At 59.1% G+C, this 21,491-nt stretch carries 21 protein-coding genes and 1 pseudogene; 11 read left to right on the forward strand and 11 right to left on the reverse strand.

Translation table 11 applies throughout. The features are described from left to right. Positions 1-20 precede the first annotated feature (20 nt). Both GHN92_RS19475 and GHN92_RS19480 read right to left on the reverse strand, forming a co-directional pair. On the reverse strand, positions 21-1,364 hold the full coding sequence (locus GHN92_RS19475; protein WP_153380858.1) for a histidine kinase sensor domain-containing protein: 1,344 nt from the start codon (positions 1,362-1,364) through the stop codon (positions 21-23). Next, entirely contained in the window at positions 1,361-2,077 is a 717-nt protein-coding gene (locus GHN92_RS19480) for a response regulator transcription factor (protein WP_153380860.1), read from the reverse strand. Before GHN92_RS19480 ends, GHN92_RS19475 begins: the two co-directional genes overlap by 4 nt. Positions 2,078-2,805: 728 nt before the next feature. On the opposite strand from GHN92_RS19480, the gene GHN92_RS19485 reads away from it, so the two are divergent. After that, positions 2,806-3,411, forward strand: coding sequence for a hypothetical protein (locus GHN92_RS19485; RefSeq protein WP_095023725.1), 606 nt, complete (start codon positions 2,806-2,808; stop codon positions 3,409-3,411). A gap of 196 nt (positions 3,412-3,607) precedes the next feature. On the opposite strand, the gene GHN92_RS19490 is transcribed toward GHN92_RS19485, so the two are convergent. After that, a complete protein-coding gene (locus GHN92_RS19490; RefSeq protein ID WP_153380880.1) occupies positions 3,608-4,114 on the reverse strand; it encodes a GNAT family N-acetyltransferase in 507 nt (168 codons plus the stop codon). Between the two features lie 98 nt (positions 4,115-4,212). On the opposite strand from GHN92_RS19490, the pseudogene GHN92_RS19495 reads away from it, so the two are divergent. Next, positions 4,213-4,353: pseudogene (locus GHN92_RS19495) on the forward strand (GNAT family N-acetyltransferase); the annotation flags it as partial. A gap of 224 nt (positions 4,354-4,577) precedes the next feature. Here the strand turns inward: GHN92_RS19495 and GHN92_RS19500 are convergent. Continuing rightward, positions 4,578-5,033, reverse strand: coding sequence for a helix-turn-helix domain-containing protein (locus tag GHN92_RS19500; protein ID WP_153380863.1), 456 nt, complete (start codon positions 5,031-5,033; stop codon positions 4,578-4,580). A 78-nt stretch (positions 5,034-5,111) separates the two neighbouring features. Between GHN92_RS19500 and GHN92_RS19505 the strand changes: the two genes are divergently transcribed. The 4 genes from GHN92_RS19505 (at position 5,112) to GHN92_RS19520 (ending at position 8,492) form a co-directional block, all read left to right on the forward strand. Further along, on the forward strand, positions 5,112-5,621 hold the full coding sequence (locus tag GHN92_RS19505) for a DUF2938 domain-containing protein (RefSeq protein WP_153380865.1): 510 nt from the start codon (positions 5,112-5,114) through the stop codon (positions 5,619-5,621). A 376-nt stretch (positions 5,622-5,997) separates the two neighbouring features. Beyond that, a complete protein-coding gene (locus GHN92_RS19510) occupies positions 5,998-7,527 on the forward strand; it encodes a flavin monoamine oxidase family protein (protein ID WP_153380882.1) in 1,530 nt (509 codons plus the stop codon). 14 nt (positions 7,528-7,541) lie between these two features. Continuing rightward, positions 7,542-7,937 carry a cytochrome c gene (locus tag GHN92_RS19515; RefSeq protein WP_254925240.1) on the forward strand — a complete coding sequence of 132 codons (396 nt, stop codon included), beginning with the start codon at positions 7,542-7,544 and terminating at the stop codon, positions 7,935-7,937. Between the two features lie 51 nt (positions 7,938-7,988). Beyond that, a complete protein-coding gene (locus GHN92_RS19520) occupies positions 7,989-8,492 on the forward strand; it encodes a RidA family protein (protein ID WP_095002866.1) in 504 nt (167 codons plus the stop codon). Between the two features lie 42 nt (positions 8,493-8,534). Here GHN92_RS19520 and GHN92_RS19525 read toward each other — a convergent pair whose 3' ends face one another. Together GHN92_RS19525 and GHN92_RS19530 are read right to left on the reverse strand one after the other, a co-directional pair. Further along, the gene (locus GHN92_RS19525; protein ID WP_138738296.1) at positions 8,535-10,685 is read right to left on the reverse strand and encodes a TonB-dependent siderophore receptor; all 2,151 of its coding nucleotides are present in this window, start codon (positions 10,683-10,685) and stop codon (positions 8,535-8,537) included. A 202-nt stretch (positions 10,686-10,887) separates the two neighbouring features. Beyond that, on the reverse strand, positions 10,888-11,388 hold the full coding sequence (locus tag GHN92_RS19530; RefSeq protein WP_095002864.1) for an HPP family protein: 501 nt from the start codon (positions 11,386-11,388) through the stop codon (positions 10,888-10,890). 105 nt (positions 11,389-11,493) lie between these two features. On the opposite strand from GHN92_RS19530, the gene GHN92_RS19535 reads away from it, so the two are divergent. Beyond that, positions 11,494-12,078: a TetR/AcrR family transcriptional regulator gene (locus GHN92_RS19535; protein ID WP_095025370.1), complete on the forward strand. Its 585-nt coding sequence runs from the start codon at positions 11,494-11,496 to the stop codon at positions 12,076-12,078. Here GHN92_RS19535 and GHN92_RS19540 read toward each other — a convergent pair. Continuing rightward, the gene (locus GHN92_RS19540) at positions 12,026-12,928 is read right to left on the reverse strand and encodes a LysR family transcriptional regulator (protein WP_178102648.1); all 903 of its coding nucleotides are present in this window, start codon (positions 12,926-12,928) and stop codon (positions 12,026-12,028) included. The genes GHN92_RS19535 and GHN92_RS19540 overlap by 53 nt on opposite strands. A 160-nt stretch (positions 12,929-13,088) precedes the next feature. Between GHN92_RS19540 and GHN92_RS19545 the strand changes: the two genes are divergently transcribed. Beyond that, positions 13,089-13,469, forward strand: a complete 381-nt coding sequence (locus GHN92_RS19545; protein ID WP_095002861.1) for a RidA family protein — start codon at positions 13,089-13,091, stop codon at positions 13,467-13,469. A gap of 57 nt (positions 13,470-13,526) precedes the next feature. On the opposite strand, the gene GHN92_RS19550 is transcribed toward GHN92_RS19545, so the two are convergent. Beyond that, positions 13,527-13,898: a GFA family protein gene (locus tag GHN92_RS19550; protein WP_095002860.1), complete on the reverse strand. Its 372-nt coding sequence runs from the start codon at positions 13,896-13,898 to the stop codon at positions 13,527-13,529. A gap of 183 nt (positions 13,899-14,081) precedes the next feature. Here GHN92_RS19550 and GHN92_RS19555 point away from each other — a divergent pair, with 183 nt between their 5' ends. Both GHN92_RS19555 and GHN92_RS19560 read left to right on the forward strand, forming a co-directional pair. Next, a complete protein-coding gene (locus tag GHN92_RS19555) occupies positions 14,082-14,945 on the forward strand; it encodes a sensor domain-containing diguanylate cyclase (RefSeq protein ID WP_095018626.1) in 864 nt (287 codons plus the stop codon). A 272-nt stretch (positions 14,946-15,217) separates the two neighbouring features. Beyond that, positions 15,218-16,519: an MFS transporter gene (locus GHN92_RS19560; RefSeq protein WP_095002858.1), complete on the forward strand. Its 1,302-nt coding sequence runs from the start codon at positions 15,218-15,220 to the stop codon at positions 16,517-16,519. Positions 16,520-16,609: 90 nt separating this feature from the next. On the opposite strand, the gene GHN92_RS19565 is transcribed toward GHN92_RS19560, so the two are convergent. The 3 genes from GHN92_RS19565 to GHN92_RS19575 form a co-directional block, all read right to left on the reverse strand. Continuing rightward, positions 16,610-17,149, reverse strand: a complete 540-nt coding sequence (locus GHN92_RS19565; RefSeq protein ID WP_095002857.1) for a DUF1523 family protein — start codon at positions 17,147-17,149, stop codon at positions 16,610-16,612. A gap of 254 nt (positions 17,150-17,403) precedes the next feature. After that, on the reverse strand, positions 17,404-18,513 hold the full coding sequence (locus tag GHN92_RS19570; protein WP_095018628.1) for a DUF1615 domain-containing protein: 1,110 nt from the start codon (positions 18,511-18,513) through the stop codon (positions 17,404-17,406). A 35-nt stretch (positions 18,514-18,548) separates the two neighbouring features. Further along, positions 18,549-18,890, reverse strand: a complete 342-nt coding sequence (locus tag GHN92_RS19575) for an FKBP-type peptidyl-prolyl cis-trans isomerase (protein ID WP_095002855.1) — start codon at positions 18,888-18,890, stop codon at positions 18,549-18,551. Positions 18,891-19,196: 306 nt separating this feature from the next. Between GHN92_RS19575 and GHN92_RS19580 the strand changes: the two genes are divergently transcribed. Next, the gene (locus tag GHN92_RS19580) at positions 19,197-21,455 is read left to right on the forward strand and encodes a FepA family TonB-dependent siderophore receptor (RefSeq protein WP_153380869.1); all 2,259 of its coding nucleotides are present in this window, start codon (positions 19,197-19,199) and stop codon (positions 21,453-21,455) included. The last annotated feature ends 36 nt before the right edge of the window (positions 21,456-21,491 follow it).

The raw sequence follows: 21,491 nt of genomic DNA on the forward strand, positions 1-21,491 counted from the left end.
CAAACGTGAGTAAATCTTATTTACATTTTATACATTTGCAATTTCAGATTTATGCGCAATCCACTGTCAGTGTTTTCTGCCCAGATTTCGCCGCCCTGCAATTGCACGACGCTGCGGGCAATCGACAAACCGAGGCCGAAGCCACTGCCGCCGGGGCGTGCGGCGTTGAGTCGGGTGAAGGGCTGAAAAATCTGTTCGAGTTTGTCGGGGGCGACGCCTGGTCCCTGGTCTTCGATCCACACGTACCAATAGGCGCCCTTGCTGACACCGGTGAATGTGACTGCCCCGTGTTGCGGTGAATGGCGGATGGCGTTGCGCAAGATGTTTTCCAGCGCCTGCGCCAGGCTGTTCAGGTTACCCATGACGCGACAGTCAGGGGGCAAATCACAGCGCAGACGCTCGATCGGCCAACCGCTCTCGAAGCTGGCGTCGCCACTTAACACCTCCCATAGCTGGTCCAGCTCCACCGGCTCCAGCGTCAGGGCGGGGCGCTCGGTATCCAGCCACACCAGCTCCAGCGTATCGCCGATCAATCGGTCCATGCTCTGTACCTCACGTTCGAGGCGCTGGCGCATGGCATCCATGTCCGGTTCACGTTCACCGGTCACGCGCAGTCGGCTCAACGGCGTACGCAACTCATGGGACAAGTCACGCATCAGCCGACGCTGCAGCGCCAGGGTGTTTTCCAGGCGCTCGGCCATGTGATCGAAGGTTCGCCCCAGGTCGCCCAGCTCGTCGCGCCGCCGAGCCACCTGCGGCCCTGCGCGGGCCGACAGGTTGCCCGAGCTCAATGCTGCCGCCTGGCGGCGCAGGGTCACCACGGGGGCGATCAACACACGGTAGAGCAGGAAGCCGAGCAGCAGCGCCAAGCCCGCCGGCAGTACCCATTGCAGCAGCACCTCCCACACCCGCAAGTGCTCACGCGGGTTGAAACGATGCGGCAGCTCCATGACCAGACGCGCTTTGTCGTCGCTGAAAGGCACATAGAACGTTGGCCAGCCGTTTGGCCGTCCTACGGTCCAGTGAAGCGGACGGACAAAGTCGAGCTTACGACGCTCATGTTCATCCAGAGGCTGCGAAGACAATGATTGCTGGTGCTCATCGACGACGGCGGCCCACACCCGTTCCTGTTTGCGCAAGCTGTGCAGGAACTCGTCAACGCCTTGCGTGCCGCGTTCCCGCCACGCCGTTTCGGCCTGTTGTGCATAAGCGATATGGCTCTGCTTGGCCGGTTCGGAGAGGAGGGCGGTGGCATCCTTGAGACGCTTGCTCAGGTCGGCCTGCAAACTGATCACCAGCATGCACAAAAGCGCGAGCACGCCGACCAGTTGCCACAGCAGCGAGTGCCGGTTCGGCAGCCTCATGACTGCAACGGCGCCAGCACATACCCCATGCCGCGTATGGTCTCGACGCGCCCGGCGCTGTAACCGATGGCCTGCAATTTGCGACGAACCCGACTGACATGCATGTCCAGGCTGCGGTCATGTTGTGAGTGCGCCCGATGCATGACCTGTTGGTACAGAAAGGCTTTGCTCAACACCTCGCCGGGATGCTGCATGAGGATTTCCAGTACCCGGAATTCGGTGTTGGTCAGATCGGCCCAGCGGCCGTTGCGGCAAACATCCATGGCCTGCTGATCAAGTTCCAGTTGCGAATCGCTGCGCACTTTTACCTGGGCCTCGTGCTCGTAGGCCACGCGCCTCAGAATGGCATCGATGCGTACATCCATCTCCTGCATGCTGAATGGCTTGGGCAAGTAATCGTCCGCGCCCTGGCTGAAACCGGTTATCCGGTCCTGCTCGGCACCCAGCGCCGACATCAGGATGACCGGGACACGCTGGCACTGGCGCACTTGGGCGAGCACCTCCAGGCCACTGCTGCCGGGTAACATGATGTCCATCAGGATCAAATCGAAACCCTCGGAGCGCACCAGATGCAGAATTTCGTCTGCGTCGTGACGCAACGTGACCGAAAAGCCCCGCTGGCCCAGATGGCTATCCAGGTCGGCGGCAAGCACCGGATCATCCTCAATAGCCAGAATACGGATGGGCATATGGGAAGCAGAGGCGAATTGCATGGAGGGGCAGACCTGTGAATGAGAATTATTATGCATAATTCATTCTGACAAAAAATGTTGCACATTCCTAACCAAAGCAAGATTTTCGTCATGCAGATTTACGAGCTTTAAGCTTTCGGTCGCTCTGAAGGCGTCAGTACGTATGGACATGCCCGGGCGCTCCAGCATTGAATGCAACGCCGGCAAGCAGGGCAAAGACAGGAAGACAGCAGGGCAGTTCAAGCCAGGTTAGCTCAAACAGGATGATCCTCTTCAACGTATGGGAGCGGCGCTTATTATCGATGCAGGCGGATTTTCTGCCTGGTCAGGTCGCAGCGAAAAGTGCCGCTATCACCGCGAACCGCATACAGGGTTGCTCTGTAAAACGACGATAGCCGTGAACAGTGCAAGTCGCGTAGTTTCCGGTACGCCCACGCCCAGCCGCGTTTGGATACCTTGGCCCTGTCCATGTTTTTACGCCTCCATGATTGGATCCAAAACAATAGCAAATAGCCATTAGCGGGTGATATAAGGACTTGAGTAAAAGTGTGTAAATTTTTCAGGCATCCGTCGGCAAGTCTCATGCGGCTCAAGCCAGCCGGGGCCCCTGTATGTACTTGCGTGTAGCCAGTGGAGCAGGCGCGGAACAGGCTTTTCAGTTATTGAGTCCAACCTGAGCTCCGGGTTATCCCGGGTCTGATCAACAGTTTCCTGCCTGAGCCCCTATTGTGGCCGGAGTAGCCATATCGATGATTTTGGTGGTTGAAGGCATCAGCGCCAGCGGTAAAACCACGTGGTGCACCCGGCATGGAGGGCCGCATGTGATTGCTGAGCACGGCCGTCTTGACGGTGTGCCGGAGCGTGCCAGTGATCCCGTCGCAGCCGCAGTTTTCTGGGCCGAGCGTAACGTCGATCGATGGCAGGCCGCGCTGGCCATGGAAGCCAGGGCTCAATGGGCGGTGTGCGACAGCGACCCGCTCAAGCTTCATTACCTGTGGTGCCTCTGGCAGATCGGTGAGGCCAGCACAAACGACTGGCTAACAGAACTGGACGCCACCCGTGACACTGTCGCACAGGGGCGTATCGGCTTTGCAGACGCTTACATTGTCGGGCGCATAGACCCGCAACTGGCACGGCAGCGAGCCCGTGCAGACTCCACTCGGCGCAGAAGCAATTTCGAGCTGCATGTACGGCTGCAGCAGGCGTTACTGACCTGGTACGCCGCGATCGAGCACGTGCTGCCCGGCAGTGTGCACGTGGGCTTTCCTGCAAAAATGCCCGTTGCGCAACCACGTAATGACAGGTACCCGTTGGCGGCCTTTGACCGGATGATCGCATTGCTGCCCGGTAAGTAATCAGAGCTAACGCAGCAATGCCCAGCACGCCCGCAATGCTGCTCAAGTGTGGGAGCGGGCTTGCTCGCGATGTTCTTGATGGCGCCGCATTTACTCAGCTAATACGCGTCATCGTTGACGACCATCGCGAGCAAGCCCGCTCCCACAAAGGCAGAAATCGTTTAAATGAACAACAATGCCCACCACGCCCGGTCACTTACTCGCGTGCATCAAACGCCGCAGCGTATTTCACTACCCCGACAGGCAGCTCGCCAGTAAAGGACAGGGCCTGGAAGTATTCAGGGGGAACGTCGGGCAACTCAAGGCCGGGGTGGGCTTTAAACCCGAAGCGGCCATAATAGGCAGGGTCGCCCAGCACGACGCAACCCGCTGCGCCCTGTTGCCGCAGCTGTTGCAGTGCGGCCTTCATCAATGCCGAGCCAATGCCCTTGCCCTGACGGTCAGGCCTTACACTGATCGGCCCCAGGCCATACCATCCGGTTACCCTGGACGAAATGCTGACAGGGGAAATGGCGACATGGCCGAGGATTTCGTCATGTTCTGCCGCCACCAGGGAGATGCTCAGTTGCCCGGTGCGCCGCAGTGCATTGACGATGAAATGCTCGGTGTGGCTTGAATACTTTTCGTTCCTGAACGCTGCCTCGGTCAGGCGACTGATGGCTTCGATGTCTTGCGGTCGTTCTTTGCTAATGGTCATGTGCATGTTCAACGTTTCGATGCCCATAAATACCTCGGGTGGAGTCGGCAAGTGGCTGCCAGCGCATTGTGCATGCGTTCGTTGGCCCGTGCTGAGTGTGAGCAGCTTCGCTGCCTTCGGTGGGTTTCTATGAACGGTATGGCTTTAAGTGTTCAGGGGACGTGGACGAGTCGGCGGGGCTGGTGTACCAGCCGATGGAAAAGACCATGCCGACACCGCCCGCGTCTGCGCCGCAGGCAGGTTGATTGCAGCAGCTACCGGCCGGGGTTTGTATGAACTTACGGCGAGTGGCGAAAGCGCCCTGGGCGAGCTTGGCCTTGAGCCGCAAATGGGTAGTCCAGGACCTCGACAGCCGGGCGCTTGCAGTGACGCCCAAGGGGCGTAAAGCACTGGCTGGCCAATTTGGTTTGCAGTCTGAAATCCACGATGATGCACTATCAGCCGCACAGGGCAGGGCTGTTAACGCCATTCATGGGGTGTTCTGACTTTTGTCCGTGGGAGCTTGACTGCGTCCCGGTTTTTTCCTGTCGAGGCTGCGTGGCCTGACAGAGGCCAGTTTTTTCTGAAAGGCAGGGCATTCAATATGACGGGGAGCGGGGCAGGCTGCTGCTCGCCTGAGCTCGTCGCGAATTGTACTCAAGCGCTGGATGGTGCGATCAAGTTCGTCAGCCTTTTCTGCCAGGCGCTGGTGATCAATTTCAGGCTGACCGTCCGCCTTCAGCATGGCGGCGATATCGTCCAGTGAAAACCCCGAACACTGCCCCAGCGCGATCAATGAAAGGCGCTGGAGTACATCCGCACTGAACACACGGCTCAGGCCCCGACGGCCTGTCGAGCGGATCAGCCCTTTTTCTTCGTAGTAGCGCAGGGTTGAGGGCGGCAGGCCGCAGCGCCGTGCCACTTCACCGATCTCCATTTCTTTCATGCTTGACCTCAAGTCGACTTGAACTTGCAGACTGCTCTGACCAGGCCGACAAAACAGGCTTAATGCAGAGGGTACAACATGCAAACAAGTGAGATGGTACTGCGTATTCTGTTGGTTGGCGTGGGGGCCACCTTGATCATGGACGCAGGCGCTTTAATTCGTGCACGGGTCTTTGGTATCCCGTCCCTTGACTATGGGCTCGTCGGTCGTTGGCTGGGCCTCATGCGCCAGGGGCAGTTTCAGCATACCTCGATTGTGGCTGCGCCGCGTGTCAGGCATGAGCGTCTGATCGGCTGGGTTTTTCATTACCTGACGGGCATTGTCTTCGCGTTGCTGCTGGTTGTACTCACGGGTGTGGAGTGGTTGTTCCATCCCACGCTGATGCCTGCATTGGCCGCTGGCTTGATCAGTATGGCGGCACCGTTTTTTATCTTGCAGCCCGCCTTCGGCTTCGGCATCGCTGCATCGAAGACGGCGGCTCCTTACGTGGCAAGGCGCCGAACCCTGATCACCCATGTGACGTTTGGCCTGGGGCTCTATGTCGCCGGGTGGCTGGTACTGCTGCTCTATCCGACGCCGCATGCCTGAGGCGTTGCCCCGACCCGGCAGCGATGCGCCCATGAGGTACACAGCCACCTGAGCTGCCCAATACTGGCGCATCCGCTTTGCACCAAAAACAGACCTGCCCGACCTAAGTAGAAGCATTTGGCCGTGTCTGTTTGACGATCTTTTCTCTGGTTGCGGTTTTTTCTCCCTTCGTTAATTCATGGCATAGCGCTTGCTCTGGGACATCACCGGGCGCAGACATTTCTGTGGTCGGGCGATGCCGCATGCCGGGTTGTTCGTCAGTCATTGCCTGCGTATTTCCCTTCGATGCAAAGGACTGGTCATGCAAGAGAAAGCAATGGTTGTGAGCCGACGCAAAGTACTCAACTGGATCGGCGTGACAGCAGGCGCCGCTGCGATGTATCAGGCGATGAGCTCATTGGGCTTTGCCGCAGAATCAAATTACCAGCGTGACTTCGCCTTGAGCGGCGCACCGAAAGGCACCCGCGTACTGATCCTCGGGGCCGGGCTGGCCGGCATGACCGCCGCCTACGAACTGCGCAAGGCCGGCTACCAGGTCAAGGTGCTGGAGTTCAATGCCAAACCCGGTGGGCGTTGCTGGACGTTGCGTGGCGGTGACCGCTTCACCGAGCTGGGCGGCGCTACCCAGCATTGCGAATTCGACAAGGGCCTGTACCTCAACCCCGGCCCTTGGCGCATCCCGTACCACCACCATGCGGTGCTCGACTACTGCCACAAATTCGGCGTCGCACTGGAGCCCTTTATTCAGGTCAACTACAACGCAATGGTGCATTCCACCAAGGCGTTTAATGGCAAGCCGCAGCGTTATCGTGAAGTGCAGGCGGACTTTCAGGGGCATGTGGCCGAGTTGTTGAGCAAGGCCGTCAATCAGCACGGCCTGGATCAGGCACTGACCCGGGAAGACCGCGAACGCCTGCTGGAAGTGATGCGCAAATGGGGGGCGCTCGATAGCAGCAACGCCTACAAGAAATCCCTCGAAACCAGCATGCGCCGTGGCTTTGCCGTGGACGATGGTGGTGGCCTGATGCCCGAGGCGGTGGCGTCCGAGCCGATCGACTGCAAGGCGCTGCTGGATTCGAATCTGTGGCAAAGCATCGCCAGCGGCCAGGAATATGAATTCCAGAGCAGCATTTTCCAGCCCGTAGGCGGTATGGACATGATTGCCCAGGCCTTCCAGAAGCAGGTCAATGACCTGATCCATTACAACGCCAAGGTCACGCGCATCCAGCAAAACGACAAAGGCGTGACCGTGACCTATCAAAACAGCGACGGTAGCGGCAGGGCACAACAGGAGCAGGCCGACTGGTGCGTGTGCACATTGCCGCTGTCGATCCTCGGGCAACTGCCGGTTGATGTCAGTGCACCGATGATGAGCGCGATCCGCGCCGTGCCCTACGAGTCTTCGATCAAGGTCGGACTGCAATTCAAGCGCCGTTTTTGGGAGCAGGATGAGCATATCTACGGCGGCATCAGCTACACCGATACGCCGATCAGCAAAATCAGCTACCCGAGCACCGACTACGGCAAGCAGGGCAAGGGCGTATTGCTCGGTGCCTATATCTGGGGGCCGAACGCTTATGAATTCACCGCCATGAGCCCGCAAATGCGCGTGCAGAAAGCCGTTGAGTACGGTGCCCAGGTTCACCCCCAATACCCGGCAGAGTTCGAAAACGGCATTGCCGTTGGCTGGCACCGCGTGCCCTGGACCAACGGTTGCTATGGCCTGTGGACCCCTGAAACCCGCCAGCAGCATTACAAGAACCTGTGCCAGATTGACGGTCGCATTGTCCTTGCCGGTGAGCATGCTTCCTATATCCCGGCCTGGATGGAGGGCGCGATCCTGTCCTCCCAGGATGCGATCAAGCGTCTGCATACCCATATTATTGCCAGCGCGAAAGCGGCCTGAGCCAGGAGTTAGCCATGAGAATGACTTTAACCACCGCTACCCTGGCAGGCCTGCTGGTCAGTGCCACTGCCTTTGCTGAAAATGCGCCGATGCTGTCCACCTCCGGCAAGTTCGATCAGGCCAGCGGCGAAGCTCTGTTCAATCAGGTCTGCCAGGGCTGCCATATGGCTGAAGGCCAGGGCTCCCACGGGGCGGGCGCCTACCCGGCGCTGGCTGCCAACCAGAAACTGGGGGCCAAGGTGTACCCGGTGTATATGGTGACATCAGGGCAGGGCGGTATGCCGGGTTTCAAGAAGTACATGGATGACCAGCAGATAGCCTCGGTGGTCAACTATGTACGGACTCATTTTGGCAATCACTATGCTGACTCCGTGACAGTGGAGGATGTTCAGGCGGTCACCCGACGCTGACAAGCAACCATGGACTGCGCGCTTTTTTCATGACCCTCAAGGAATACAAAAATGTCTAAAAAATTGATCCCCGCTTTTGTGTTGACCTCGGTGCTGGCCGGCCTGATGACTACCCAGGTCAACGCCGCAGAAGTGATCCGTCACAAGCTGCCCAACTCGGACTTCCCGATCTCTCTGGCCGTGGAAATTCCACCGGGTGTCACCGTGGTCAACCTCAGTGGCGTGGTGCCGCCTATTGCCGACAGCAAGGCCGATCCCAAGACCCTGGCGGCCTATGGCGACACCGAAGTGCAGACGGTCAACGTGCTGAAAAATATCGAGGCTACCCTCAAAAGCCTGGGCCTGAGCATGGGCGATGTGATCAAGATGCAGGTGTATCTGGTGGGCACGCCGGAAACCGGCAAAATGGATTTCGCCGGATTTATGAAGGGCTATACCCAGTTCTTCGGCACCAAGGCCCAGCCCAAGCTGCCAACCCGCTCGGCGTTCCAGGTAGCCGGCCTGGCCAACCCCAACTACCTGGTAGAGATCGAGGTGACGGCCGCCCGACCTTAACACCGGGCCAAGGGGCAGGCGCGAGCGCGCCTGCCTGTCAGGCTAGAAGCTGACTTCTCCAGTCAGGCGCAGCGTCCTTCCTTCTCCCCAACTCACACGTCGGGTGTTGCCGCCCGAAGCCACAAAGTAGCTGCGATCGGTCAGGTTGCTGGCGTTGAGCTGCAGTGAGGTTTCCTTGCCCAGCAGATGGCTGGTCTTCCAGGATGCAAAAGCATCCACCGTGGTGTAGTCCGGCAGCTCGAAAGAGTTGCTGATATCCCCTGCGCGCTTGCCCACATAGCGGGCCCCGGAGCCCAGGCGCAAGCGGCCGGCGAAAATATCGGCCGGTACTTCATAGGTCAGGTAAGCCCCGCCCACATGACGGGCCACGTTGAACAGGCGGTTGCCCTCGGTTTGCCGGGTGTCCTTTTTGATCCGTGCATCGGTGTAGGCGTAGTTGGCGATGACGCTCCACTGCGCGTTCAGGCGTCCGCTCATGCTCCATTCCAGACCGTTTGACTGCACTTCACCGGCAATGCGCTGGATCATATTGCCGAACGCGTCGAGCTCGCCGGTGTTCTGCTGTACGTTCTTTTTCAGGATGTCGTACACCGCCAACTGGCTGGTCCAGTCGCCGTTGTCATACTTCATGCCGACTTCGTACTGGCGGCCGGTTTCAGACTTGTAGGTGCCTTCGAACGTGGTGCCGGTTTCCATCTCATTGGGTGCGAATGACTGGCTGTAGTTGCCATACAGCGAGAGGTCGTCACGCATCTGATACACCAGCCCCAGGAAGGGCAAAAGCCTGGATTCGCCCTCATCGGTGGTTTGCTTGAAGTCCAGGCCCGCGCCAGAGTCGATCGAGTAATGCTGATAGCGCAGGCCCGGGGCCAGAATCCATTTTTCGCCCAGGTGGATAGTGTCTTTGACGTACAGCGACTGGCCCTTGATATGGCTTTTGCCGTTGGTGTTGGACGGGTTCACCTTACCCACCGGCGGCAGCAGGCCATACTGCGGGTCGGCCGGGTAGAAACCGCCGACATTGCTGCTTTGCAGGAAGTCGCCGTTGGCTTCGCGGCGGGTTTCATAGTCGACACCCGTGACCAGGTCGTGATCGATACCGAGCCAGGTCTTGTTACCAATCCAGTCCAGCGACAGGTAAGCGTTCTCCCGGTTGGCGCCCACGTTACGACGAAACCGCCGGGTCAGCTCGCCTGTTGCCGGGCGATATTCACTGGGGTCGGCCTGGTAGTCGTTGTAATGGTCATACACCCAGCCCGTGGTCAGGCGCACCCTTGAAGTGGGGTCGAGGCGGTACTCGGTGGTGGTGTTGAGCGACTGACGCTGGCCTTGGGCGCGGGTCCATTTTTCGTCCAGGCGTTTGTCGCGGCTGCCCACATGATGGCCGTTGTAGAACAGCGCGCCACGGTCCAGGGTATTGCTGTAGTCGTTGTATTCATAAGCGGCGAGAAACGACAGATCGTCAGACTCGTAGGACAGCGAAGGGGCGACCAGTTTCGACTTGTTCTGACCAAAGTTGCGCCAGTAATCCTCGTCGCGGTTTTGCCCGATCAATCGAAAGGCGAACCCGCTGTCACCCAGCGGCCCGGTGACATCGAACCAGCCATCGCCACCGCCCTGATCGCTCAGGGTGCCGCCCAGTGTGCTGTTCCATTGGTACTGCGGTTTTTTCGTGATCACGTTGATCACTCCGCCGGGTTCCTGCATGCCGTAGAGCAGTGAAGCAGGGCCCTTGAGCATCTCCACGCGCTCGGTGGTGACACGTTGAAAGTTGCGGCCGATGGGCATGCGTACACCATCGCGCAACACGCCGCCATCATCGGAATTACCGAATCCGCGCTTGATAAAACTGTCCTGGGTGCCGCCGAAGTTATTGCTGACCACCACCCCGGGCATGAACTTGATCACGTCTTCGAGGGTTTGCGGTGCTTGATCCTTGAGTTGCTGACGGGTCACTGTATCGACCACTTGCGACTGCTGCAGAAAGGGCGTTTCAGTCTTGTCAGCCGTCGAGCTGTAGCCCGCACGGTAGTCCGTATCGTCTTCGGCAGATTGCACGCCGTCGACCTGAATACTGGGCAGTTGCATGGGCGCGTTTTCACCCGCAAGCACCGTGCAACTGATCACCAGGCCGGTACATACACCCAGTGGCACAAAGCCTGCCCGTTTGAATCCATGCTTCCTTTGCAACATCCGTAACACTCCACACCAATGACGGCAGATAACTGAACGCGCTGCCGAGAACCGGGCAATAAACGGTGCGAAGTTGTTGATACTTCGCTGTTCAGTGCGTGGGTTGAAACGGCTATGACGCGCGTTTCAGACTCGGCAGCGGGGCTGAATCGTATCAGCAGCAGGAATGTTTATCATTTACTTTGGTGTTGCAGGCAGCGCACTACCACCAGTACTTGGGGTAACTGCCGCGGTGGCGTGTGTTATTCAGGCACCAGGCAACCACCACGATCACAATGGAGCCCGCCAGCACCGGGGTCAGCAGAAAAGACAGCGGCGCGCCGGTCATCAGCACCACAATCGGGTTGGCCCCTGCCGGGGCATGCAGGGTACGGGACTGTTGCATGGCAACCAGAGCCAGCCCGACGGCCAATGCGCAGGCCCACCACGAATTGCCCAGGGTATGCAAAATAATCAGTCCGACCAGGGTGGATATGACATGCCCGCCGATGATGCTGCGTGGTTGAGCCAGCGGCGAGTCGGGGACGCCAAAGGCCAATACGCAACTGGCCCCCATTGAAGCCATAAGCCATGGAGTGCCTGACAGGTTGCTCAGCCAGCCAGTAGCACCAATGGCGATGACTGCACCCATAAACGATGTCAGCGTAAAACGCAGGGAGGGTGCGGCTGGCGCACCGGATGTGAGCAGGCGACGTGCAGACATGGGAGTACTCGCGACGGGGGATGTGACAAAAGGATACCGATCGGTATCCCTGCAAGTCAACCGATCGGTATACACTGTGTTGCATTCCACAGGAGGCCAGTACCCATGAGTACGTCTGATGCAATCACCCGCGCCGCCCTGCGCCTGTTCTATCGACAGGGTTTTCACGCCACCGGGGTGGAGCAGTTGAGCCAGGAGGCAGGCGTTACCAAGAAGACGCTGTACCGGCATTTTTCCAGCAAGGACCATCTGGTCGAGGCAGCTCTGGAACTCCGCCACAACGAGTTCATGGCGAAAGTGCGAGCGGCAGTGGATGCGGTTGCGGTCTCACAGCGCCCGGCTGGCTACCTTGATTTCATAGCATCCTGGGTTCAGGAAGCGGATTTTTACGGCTGTGCCTTTATCAATGCATCCGCTGAATATGCCAGTCTGTCAGAGCAGCCGCACAGGCTGGCGCACCAGCACAAGCAGGCCCTTCAGGCCTATCTTGAGGAAATATGTGCGCAAGCGGGCTATATGAATCCGCGCGTGGCAGCCATGCAGTTACTGCTGATCGGCGAGGGCCTGATCGTGTCCTGCCAGGTCAATGGTGCGTGCCCTGAGCTGATCATGGCGGGCAAGGAGATGCTGGTTTTGCTCAGTGCTCAACGGGCTGCTGACCCGGCGCAAAGAGTTCATCCAGCAAGCTGAACACGGCGCTTTTCACTGCGCTGTTGAGCTCGGTCCATGCCAGCCCGGTCGTTGCCCGGTAGCCCTGCAGTTCCAGCGGCCTGGAGATGACATTGGCAGGTAATGCGCGGCCGGCATTGGCCGGCAGCAAACCGACCCCCAACCCGGCAGAGACCAGCGCCAGCATGGTGGTGAACTCGCCCAGCTCGGTTGCGTTTTGCAGATGCGCACCCCGGTGGGTGAGCGCCTGCATCACTTCGTCGTAAAAACCGGGGGCGTAGCGCCGGGCCAGGATAAACACCGGCAGCTGGCTCAGGTCGGTTGGGTGCAGGCTGGTGCAGGCCACCAGCGGATGGTCGCCGGGCAGGGCGACAATAAAGCTTTCCTGCAGCACTTCGCGGGTCTGGATGCCCGGGATGGTGGCCGGCAGACGCATCAGTCCGAAATCAAGCTGGCCGTTTTTCAGTGCTACGGCCTGATCCGGGCCCGGCATGTCCTTGAGTTCCAGTTCGATGCGCGGGAAGCGGGCATGCAGCGAGCGGATCAGCCTTGGCAGCAATTGGGGCAGTACCGAGGATACAAAACCAAAGCGTACCCGGCCGATTTCGCCGCGCCCGCACGCCCTGGCTACATCCGCGGCATGGGCCGACTGGTAGAGCGTGGCCCTGGCTTCGGGCAGGAAGAGAGTGCCCACTTCGGTCAATGCCACCGAGTGCCGGTTACGCTCGAACAAACGCACCCCCAGCTCTTCTTCAAGCATTTTGATCTGCATGCTCAGGGCCGGTTGCACGATGGACAGCCGTTGCGCGGCGCGGCCGAAGTGCAGCTCTTCGGCCAGGGTCACAAATGATCGCAGGTGTTTGATTTCCACAGAGCACTCCAGGCTATGCAACGACGTCATGGCGAAGCGCATGGTAATGGATCACGGGCAGTTTTAGCCAAGCACGACAATGTGCTGCTGCGCAAAAAGACGCGCACGGCGCGAGCGGACGTTGGACAATAGGTGTTTTAACTCAAGCGAGTGATCACTTATGTCGCAACACGACCTGACTTTCATCCCTGATCCTGATGCGGACTCCATCTCTTCGGATGTTGCCGGCTTTGCGGGTTTGCTGGTTTCGACGCAGATTCCAACCCGTGCGGATGGCAGCCTGGAACTGGGCGGGATTGTCGAGCAGAGCGAGTGCACATTGCAGGCGCTCAAGCTGGCGCTGGAGAAGGCGGGCAGCTCGATGGAGCGGGTGTTGCACCTGACCATTTACCTGACCGATATGGCTGATCGGGCAGCGTTCAATGAAGTGTACAAGCGATTTTTTGCCAAGCCTTGGCCGGTGCGGGCAGCTGTGGGCGTGGCCGAGCTGGCCGTTGCGGGGATGCGGGTTGAAGTGACGGCCATGGCGGCCAAGGGCTGATAACAAGGCGAAGGGGTTGAAAGCCCCTCGCCCTGACCCTCTCCCATAGGGCGAGGGTCAAACCCAGTGCACAGGCGAGTCGAGGTAAAGGTGTGTTTGCTTTTGTGCCACAAAGGGGCTGTCGAGCGTGCCCAGTGCTATGGAAATCCAGTCGGCAAATTCACCTTCGCTGCGTGACCAGAACAGGGTCGAACCGCACTGAGAGCAGAACTCGCGCAGCACTGACGGCGAAGAAGAGTAGGCCGTGATCCTGTCCGCCCCTTGGACTATCCGCAATGCGCTGCGCGCAATGCTGGCATAGGAAGCAAATGCTGCGCCATGGCCTTTGCGGCACTGTCCGCAATGGCAATGACTCACTGCTTTTGGCGTTGTGAGCAGTTCATAACGGACCGCTGCACACAGGCAGCTTCCTTGATATCGCCCTGTCATGGGTCGTCCCTGTGTTTGAGCAAATGCTGACTTTAGCACCTCGATGCAATCCGTTGGGTGTCACTGTTAGAGAGGCGGACGTCCGGATTTTGACGCCAAAAATGCCACATAAAATGGTAATTTGGCCATTGCTTTGCTATCAGGCTATGATCAAGGCGATTTTCAAATCGGACACCCTGAGCTATGGCCGTTGACCTGCAGGCGCTCTATCCCAAACTGATCCACCTGATGCTGGACACGGTGTTTGTGGTCGACAGGGACAACCGGATTGCCTTTGTCAGTGATGCCTGCCAGACCCTGCTCGGCTACCGTGCCGACGAGCTTACGGGGACCCTGATCACGGACTATATACACCCTGAAGACCTGGCGATTTCACGGGCCTCCATTGTTCGGGTCATGAATGGCCAGGCCCATGTCGATTTTCGCAACCGTTATGTGCGCAAGGATGGCGCTGTCGTGCATATCCTCTGGGCTGCCTTCTGGTCTGAGGATGTCGGTGCGCGGATCGGGGTTGCGCGGGACGTGACAGCCTTGAGGGCGGCCGAGGACGAATTGCGTTTTCTGGCCCATCACGACCCGCTGACCAAACTGACTAACCGCTCGCTGTTCAATGACCGCCTGGAATCTGCCCTGCGTGCGGCACATCGGCGCCAAGGCACCCTGGCCCTGCTGTTTGTGGATATGAATGACTTCAAGGACATCAATGATGTCTATGGGCATGCCATGGGCGATCGCGTGTTGTGCATGGCTGCGCAACGCCTGCACCGTTGTGTGCGCGAATCGGACACGGTGGCGCGCATGGGCGGTGATGAGTTCACCGTGCTGTTGACCGATATCCAGTCCGCGGACGACGTGGCCTGGAAAATCGAACAGATTACTGCGGCGATGGCCGAGCCGCTCGGGGCTGAATTCGGCGGGATCAAAATGCCGTCTTGCAGTATTGGCATGGCCTTTTACCCCGTGGACGGAGAGGATGCCGATACGTTGCTCAGCCATGCCGATGGCGACATGTACCGGATAAAAAGGCACGGTTCCAGAGCCGGGTAACAAGGGGGAGGGTACCTGCGTCAAAATGGCCTGACAAATCCCGGGCCGCGCTCTTCAACTTGTACCTGTCTGCGGCTACTATGCGCGCCCTGATTCTGCCTGGTCGATGCTTGTCTTGAGCCCTGCCTGTCACTCGCGGCCACGTCCGTGGCGTCGAGGATGCACAATCACACACCCCGGTTTTTCTGTCTCGCCCCGGCCTTTGCCGGCAGGTGCCGCTGTGCTTTTGCCCGAGCGGGTTATCCATTGATCAATGAGGTCTTGAGTCAATCATGTCTGTCCAATTGCTGGCGATGGCGCTGGCGCCGTTACTTGGGCTGTTTATCATCAGTATCGGCAACGGCATGCTTGCCTCGTTGACCACACTGCGCCTGGACACCATGGGCCAGTCGGCGACCATGGTCGGTATTGTGTCTTCCGCTTATTTTATCGGGCTGACCCTGGGCTCGATCTTCAATGACCGGCTGATCGTACGCATCGGTCATATCCGCGCCTACAGCTGCTTCGCGGCATTGATTGCCACCTCGATCCTGTTCCAGGGCATGTCATCCGAGCCCTGGACATGGTTTGTCCTGCGCCTGGTCAACGGTTGGGCCAGCGTCGGCGTATTCCTGGTGGTGGAAAGCTGGTTGTTGATGGCCGCCGACCCCAAGATTCGCGGGCGCCTGCTGGCTTTGTACATGATTGCCCTCTACGGTGCGGGGTTGCTGGGGCAGGTCAACCTGGGCGCCATTGCCCTGACCGGTGACACGGTGCCCTTTATGATCGCCGCCATATTGGCCTCGCTATCGTTGTTGCCCATTGTCATGTTGCCGCGGGCAACCCCGATTGTTGAGCGCGCAGAACCGCTGATGCCCTTGCAGTTGCTGCGTGCCACGCCCACCGGGGTGATTGGCTGTTTTGGTTCGGGTATTGCCATTGCCGCGGTGTATGCGTTGCTGCCCTTGTACCTGCAACGTATCGGCCTGGACGTGACCGAGGTCGGGCATATGATGGCCTGGGTGATTCTTGGCGCCATGCTGTTGCAGTACCCGGTCGGGCGCTGGTCGGACCATCAGGACCGGCATCTGGTATTGATCGTGCTGGGCGCTGCCTGCGCAGTGCTGTCATTGATCATCCTGATGCTGCCAGCGGGTTCGCCGTTACTGGTAGTGGCGTTTTTTCTGCTGGGGGGCGGTATCTTCGCGATTTACCCGGTGGCGGTCAGCCATGCGGCGGATCGGGCATCGTCGGGGGCGATTGTGAGCATGATCCAGGGCCTGTTGCTGATCAACTCCCTGGGCTGTGCCATCAGCCCGCTGGTGATTTCGCCGCTGATGACCCGGGTCGGTGAAGCCGGGCTATTCTGGGCCCTGGCCGCGCTGAACCTGGGCCTGGTGCTGCTGTTTGCCTGGCGTCGTGCCAAGGGCTCGGAGCCAGTGACCGCTGCACCCTTTACCGCGGCGGCACAAATGTCGGCCGTCGGGGTCGAGATGCGCGTCACCGAAGACCTGGCCCAGGCGGTGCTGGAGCATGAGCGCGAGGCCGATGGTGAGGTGTCAGACGAGTTGGCTGTTGCTACCGGCAAACCTTGAGGTCAAGGACTGCCGGTGTGGCCGTAGGGGAGGGTGTCGCGGGTGACCGATTCACGGCCCCTGGAATGCGCCCCCGCAGGGGCGCAGCGATCAATTGACCGGCATTTGCGGGCGACGTTTGACGCGACGCTTGATAAAGACGGCAATCACGATCAAGAGCAGTGCCAGCACGCTGAAGAACACCGTGTTGAACCAGGGGAAAGGCTCATCCCGGCTGTTGGTGGCTTCGATCGCGGTGATATTGGGAAATACTGAGAAGATCTTGATACGCCAGCCGTAGTAGCGGATCAGCGCCAGCTGGTTGGCATCGCGGGAGTAACCCTGGGCCTTGGCCTGGATATCGGCAGAGTCGAACTTGAAATACCAGGGGAAGGACCAGCCGGTGTCTTCGTTGCGATAAACCATGACCTCCTTGGTCACCGGGTCTTCAGTGTTGATGAAATACACATCCCGGGTCGGGCCGTCAGCCGGGTTTTCTGCGCTGATCACACCGTTGTGATCCATGCGCTTGACCTCAACCCCCGTGACCATCACCACATCGTGCTGGGGCAGAAAGTAAAACAGCCCCAGCCCCACGGCGCCGACTGCCAGCAGGATGACTCCCAGAATGATGCCTTTGAGCCATTTCATGCAAAAACCACGCACATATCAATTATTCCTGATGACTGTTGATTGAACTTGCGGCGCAGCTTATCGCAGCCTGCCCAAGGGACTACAAGGCCTGCATGCGCTGGCTACATAATTTGTAGCATTTTAGCTGTGCGTTTGCTCGCAGGCCTGCGCACCTCTCTTTGTGGCAGCGAGCCTGCTCGCGATACTGACGACAAGGTCTGTGAGGTAGATCGTGTCGATACCCTCGCGAGCAGGCTCGCTCCCACAGAAAATCAACGGCTGGCCGCTGCCCGGCTGATGCAACGCTGACGGCGTTCATCAACCCGCTGGGCAAACCAGGCGGTGGTCAGGTTGCGGGTGATTTTCGGGCTTTGCAGGGTGATGCCCGGTAATACCGCACGGGGCAGCGGCTTGCCTTGCTGGCGGTCGGCGAGGGCGAACACGTCCTGGTACAGGTCGGTTTCGTTGAAGTCCAGGCTGTCGCCTTTTTCAAGCTGACGGCGGATAGCGTTATTGCTCAGGCCCAGTTGCTTGCCCAGGGCGCGTACAGCCCGCTCGGTGGAGCCAACCGCGTAAGAGCCCGGAATAGTCAGGTCGCCATCCAGTGCCAGCGGTATGCCAGATGCACGGCTGACGGCATTCTGAAAAGCGGCATTGCGGCTGGCGTACCAGCCCGCGTTGAAGTCGGCAAAACGGTACAGCGACTGGTTGTAGTCCACCGGGTAACCGAGCAGATGGGCGATGCCGAAATACATGCCACCGCGGCGGGTGAAGACTTCCTGGCGGATCGAGTGGGCCACCGGGTAGGGATAGTCCCGTGCACGCTTTTCGGCAAAAGCGATGCTGACCTGCATTGGCCCGCCGGTATGCACCGGGTTCAAGCCGCCAAACAAGCTTTTGCCCAGTGGCACCATGCCGATGAAATCATCAAAAATGGCGCTCAACTGGCCCTCGGTGCGGGCCGCATCCAGGCGTTGGTTGTAGGTTTTACCGTCGGGCGAAGTGATGCTCAAGGCACTGCGCACTACAAATTCGGGGATATGCAGCTTGCCGGCGCGGCGGTTGATTTCGCTGCGGGCGATCTTGCCCAGGCCCGGTACCGGCGGGTCGGCCTGAAAGGTCGACTCCTGCTCGGTCACAGCCAGCACGGAACAGAGGTTTTCATCGGTGGCCGCCAGGCCCTGGGCAGTGAATGCGACCTGGATATCCGTTGCCCAGCCGGTGCGGTCTGCAACTTTGGCCGGGAGCAGTTGCACAATGCGGGCGCGGGTCTGGTCGGGAGTCCGGCTTGGCAGTGTTTGTGTGCTCTGACTGCTGCAACCTGCCAGTACCATTAGCGGAATAATCGGTAAACAACACCTGAAAAATCGATTCACCAGCATTTAACTCCCTATTAGTGCGCAACCTGCAGTCGCGCTCAATCGTCGCGTGTAAGCACTTCCAGCAGTTCGATCTCAAACCGCAGGTTGGAGTTCGGTGTGATATGCGCGCCCATGCTTCTTTCACCATAGGCCAGGTGCGCGGGTACCTGCAGTGCGCGCTTGCCGCCGACCTGCATGCCCATCAGGCCGATGTCCCAGCCCTTGATCACTCGCCCGGTGCCGATCACGCACTGGAACGGCTTGCCGCGCTGATGTGAAGAGTCGAATACCGTGCCGTCTTCGAGCCAGCCGGTGTAGTGCGTGGTAATCAGGGCACCTTTGACCACCGCTTTACCGTCGCCGGGTAACAGGTCAGTGATGTGCAGTTCGTCAGTCATGGCGATAAGGCTCAAAAAAGTAGGATGAAGGATTGTACAGGGCAGGGGGATTTCTTGATCCAAAGGCATTGTTACATTTTGTATTAATTATTTTATGTGGGAAAAGGCTCTAAAACAAAGGGATTGCGGAACTTGCAAATGAGTATTGCTGTCATTTGCGCTTTACTCTCAAATGAGAGTCCCTATCATCGCAGCCCTGGCAGTGCCGGGGAAAGCTAAACACGTAGGTCCTTTCGAGGTCGTGCGTCAGCAATTACCAGCCTTTGGCCTGCTGAGCACACTCCATTGTTAAGGGATCAACTGGACATGTCGTCTCGATTCAACCGCAGTCATCTTTCACTGGCTCTCATGGCCGCTCTGGCTTCGCCCACCCTGCTTGCCGACGCACTTGAGCGTGAGCGTGACGAAGTACCGGTAGAGGCCACCGATTTGCCGGTGGATGGCACCCGCCAGGCGTTGCAACTCGAAGAAACCCGTGTATTGGGCACTGCTGCCCAGGAGCTGAAGCAGGCACCCGGCGTGTCGATCATCACCGCCGAAGACATCAAGAAACGCCCGCCGGCCAATGACCTGTCCGACATCATTCGTCGCGAACCCGGGGTCAACCTCACCGGTAACAGTTCCAGCGGCGCCCGCGGCAATAACCGGCAGATCGACCTGCGTGGCATGGGCCCGGAAAACACCCTGATCCTCATCGACGGCAAGCCGTCTTCTTCGCGCAACGCCCAGCGCTATGGCTGGAGCGGCGACCGTGATACCCGCGGCGAAACCAACTGGGTACCGGCCGAAGAAGTCGAGCGCATCGAGATCCTGCGCGGCCCGGCAGCGGCGCGCTACGGTTCAGGGGCAATGGGCGGGGTGGTCAATATCATCACCAAGCGTCCATCGGACAAGCTAAAAGGCTCGTTGACCGCCTATTACCTGGCGCCGGAAGACGACGCCGAAGGTGTCAGCAAACGCACCAACTTCAACCTCAGCGGGCCGATCACGGATGATCTGGTGTTTCGTGTGTATGGCGGCCTGAACAAGACCGATGCTGACGATCCGGGCATCAATACCGCTGCCCAGGCCTCCCCCGACAGCGTCGTGGCGGGCCGCGAAGGCGTGCGCAACAAAGACATCAACGGCCTGCTCAGCTGGCAATTCACCCCTGAGCAGAGCCTGGACCTGGAAGCCAGTTACAGCCGCCAGGGCAATATTTTTGCCGGCGACACCATGCTCAACAGCGGGGGTGACTTCGTCAACAGCCTGACCGGCAAAGAGACCAGCGTGCTACAGCGGAGCACCTTTTCGGCTACCCACAATGGTTCGTTTGACTGGGGCTCGACTTCGGCCTCGCTGACCCACGACCTGACCCGCAACGCGCGTCTCAACGAAGGCCTGGCCGGTTATGGTGAAGGTGCACCTTCTGCCAGCGCCGGCAGTTTTGAATCGCGTCTGCGCAATACCCGCGCTACAGGTGAGGTCAATCTGCCGCTGAACATGGGCACCGCCCAGGTACTGACTCTGGGTGGTGAATACCTCTACGAGTCGCTCAATGACCCGGGCTCGTTGCGTCCGCAAAGCTGGGATCCGGGGGCTGACGGTACACCCGGCCTGCCGGGTACGGACCGTACGCAAACCAAAACCACGGCCAACAGCTATGCGTTCTACGTCGAAGACAATATCGAAGTCGGCGCCAAAACCATCGTTACCCCCGGCGTGCGCTTCGATCACCACAGCGAATTTGGCGGCAACTGGAGCCCGAGCCTCAACGCCTCGCATCAGCTCACCGATGAGTTGAGCATCAAGGGCGGTATTGCCCGGGCCTACAAGACCCCGAACCTGTACCAGTCCAACCCCAACTACCTGCTGTACAGCCGCGGTGGTGGCTGCAGCTCGGTTGAAGTGAATATCGGTGGCTGCTACCTGGTGGGTAACCCGGATCTCAAACCGGAAATCAGCGTCAACAAAGAGATCGGTCTGGCGTTCGACAAGGGCACCTGGCGCACCAGTGCCACCTATTTCCGCAACGACTACCAGAACAAGATCAATGCCAGCAACGAATCGGCATTCCGCCTGCCCAACGGCCGTCGCGTGCTGCAATGGGAAAACAGCGGCAAGGCCATCGTCCAGGGGGTGGAAGGCAACCTGTTTGTCAGCTTGCGTGAGGATCTGGACTGGAACACCAACCTGACCTACATGATCGAAAGCAAGGACAAGGAAACCGGCGACCCGCTGAGCATCATTCCCAAGTACACCGTCAACACCATGCTCGACTGGTACGCCACCGAAAAACTGTCGTTCCAGGTCAGCGGGACTTACTACGGCAAGCAGGAAGCGCCCAAGCGCAACAACCGCGCCAATGAAGCACTGGACAAGTCGGTGCAGCAGCCCGTCGATCCTTATGGTCTGGTGGGCTTGAGCAGCGGCTATGAGTTCAACAAAAACTTCAGTGTGCGGGTGGGCATCAACAACCTGTTAGACAAGCAACTGTACCGCAAGGGCAACTCGGACGAGGCGGGCGCGCAAACCTACAACGAGGCAGGCCGTGCGTACTTTGCGTCTGTGACCAGTTCGTTCTGACAACACCGCGGCCCATGCAGGCGCGACATCCGTGAA

Origin of the sequence: Pseudomonas sp. FSL R10-2964, assembly GCF_009600035.1 — a bacterium.
Taxonomy (GTDB): domain Bacteria; phylum Pseudomonadota; class Gammaproteobacteria; order Pseudomonadales; family Pseudomonadaceae; genus Aquipseudomonas; species Aquipseudomonas bubulae.

Excerpts from the sequence above, each read along its gene's own strand:
- GHN92_RS19475 (WP_153380858.1), bottom strand. The coding sequence starts at position 1,364 with ATGAGGCTGCCGAACCGGCACTCGCTGCTGTGGCAACTGGTCGGCGTG.
- GHN92_RS19480 (WP_153380860.1), bottom strand. The coding sequence starts at position 2,077 with ATGCAATTCGCCTCTGCTTCCCATATGCCCATCCGTATTCTGGCTATT.
- GHN92_RS19485 (WP_095023725.1), top strand. The coding sequence starts at position 2,806 with ATGATTTTGGTGGTTGAAGGCATCAGCGCCAGCGGTAAAACCACGTGG.
- GHN92_RS19490 (WP_153380880.1), bottom strand. The coding sequence starts at position 4,114 with ATGCACATGACCATTAGCAAAGAACGACCGCAAGACATCGAAGCCATC.
- GHN92_RS19500 (WP_153380863.1), bottom strand. The coding sequence starts at position 5,033 with ATGAAAGAAATGGAGATCGGTGAAGTGGCACGGCGCTGCGGCCTGCCG.
- GHN92_RS19505 (WP_153380865.1), top strand. The coding sequence starts at position 5,112 with ATGCAAACAAGTGAGATGGTACTGCGTATTCTGTTGGTTGGCGTGGGG.
- GHN92_RS19510 (WP_153380882.1), top strand. The coding sequence starts at position 5,998 with ATGTATCAGGCGATGAGCTCATTGGGCTTTGCCGCAGAATCAAATTAC.
- GHN92_RS19515 (WP_254925240.1), top strand. The coding sequence starts at position 7,542 with ATGAGAATGACTTTAACCACCGCTACCCTGGCAGGCCTGCTGGTCAGT.
- GHN92_RS19520 (WP_095002866.1), top strand. The coding sequence starts at position 7,989 with ATGTCTAAAAAATTGATCCCCGCTTTTGTGTTGACCTCGGTGCTGGCC.
- GHN92_RS19525 (WP_138738296.1), bottom strand. The coding sequence starts at position 10,685 with ATGTTGCAAAGGAAGCATGGATTCAAACGGGCAGGCTTTGTGCCACTG.
- GHN92_RS19530 (WP_095002864.1), bottom strand. The coding sequence starts at position 11,388 with ATGTCTGCACGTCGCCTGCTCACATCCGGTGCGCCAGCCGCACCCTCC.
- GHN92_RS19535 (WP_095025370.1), top strand. The coding sequence starts at position 11,494 with ATGAGTACGTCTGATGCAATCACCCGCGCCGCCCTGCGCCTGTTCTAT.
- GHN92_RS19545 (WP_095002861.1), top strand. The coding sequence starts at position 13,089 with ATGTCGCAACACGACCTGACTTTCATCCCTGATCCTGATGCGGACTCC.
- GHN92_RS19550 (WP_095002860.1), bottom strand. The coding sequence starts at position 13,898 with ATGACAGGGCGATATCAAGGAAGCTGCCTGTGTGCAGCGGTCCGTTAT.
- GHN92_RS19555 (WP_095018626.1), top strand. The coding sequence starts at position 14,082 with ATGGCCGTTGACCTGCAGGCGCTCTATCCCAAACTGATCCACCTGATG.
- GHN92_RS19560 (WP_095002858.1), top strand. The coding sequence starts at position 15,218 with ATGTCTGTCCAATTGCTGGCGATGGCGCTGGCGCCGTTACTTGGGCTG.
- GHN92_RS19565 (WP_095002857.1), bottom strand. The coding sequence starts at position 17,149 with ATGAAATGGCTCAAAGGCATCATTCTGGGAGTCATCCTGCTGGCAGTC.
- GHN92_RS19570 (WP_095018628.1), bottom strand. The coding sequence starts at position 18,513 with ATGCTGGTGAATCGATTTTTCAGGTGTTGTTTACCGATTATTCCGCTA.
- GHN92_RS19575 (WP_095002855.1), bottom strand. The coding sequence starts at position 18,890 with ATGACTGACGAACTGCACATCACTGACCTGTTACCCGGCGACGGTAAA.
- GHN92_RS19580 (WP_153380869.1), top strand. The coding sequence starts at position 19,197 with ATGTCGTCTCGATTCAACCGCAGTCATCTTTCACTGGCTCTCATGGCC.